The sequence below is a fragment of the Solimicrobium silvestre genome (assembly GCF_002976435.1).
Classification (GTDB): domain Bacteria; phylum Pseudomonadota; class Gammaproteobacteria; order Burkholderiales; family Burkholderiaceae_D; genus Solimicrobium; species Solimicrobium silvestre.
Genome location: NZ_PUGF01000066.1, coordinates 1 through 531 on the forward strand (window position 1 = coordinate 1; position 531 = coordinate 531).

The 531-nt window shown below is 54.6% G+C and carries 1 pseudogene; it reads left to right on the forward strand.

The window, feature by feature from the left end:
• Positions 1-59 precede the first annotated feature (59 nt).
• Positions 60-531, forward strand: a pseudogene (locus tag S2091_RS23745) (hypothetical protein); the annotation flags it as partial.

Genomic DNA, 531 nt, shown 5'->3' on the forward strand with positions numbered 1-531 from the left:
CAGATCAGCCGCGTGGTGGATGCCCTAAACCGTCTTCAACAAATCACTGGAGCTCAATAATGCAGGCGCCTATCTGTCGTTGTAAATTAAACCGATCCCTAACCCTCTTAGCGACGCTGGGACTAGTGAGCTTGTCTGGGTTAGCCGGAGCACAAACACCACAAGTCACCACCACCCATTACGCCTATGACGCAATGGGCAACCTGACCACGGTGACCGACCCATTAGGTAACGTCACCCGCTATGCCTACGATGGCTTAAATCGTCGCACGCAAGGCACGGACGCCAACCAAGGCCTCACCCAATTAAGCTACAACGGCCAAAGCCAGTTGATTGGCGTCACCGATCCCAGATCACTGACGACCACCTATCAGCTCGATGGACTGGGCAACCAAACGGCACTCACCAGTCCCGATACCGGCACCACCCAACGCTTATTTGACGCCGCCGGTAACCTGACCAGCAGCACCGATGCCAAAGGACAAACCACGACCTATACCTACGACGTACTGAGTCGGTTAACGCAAATTC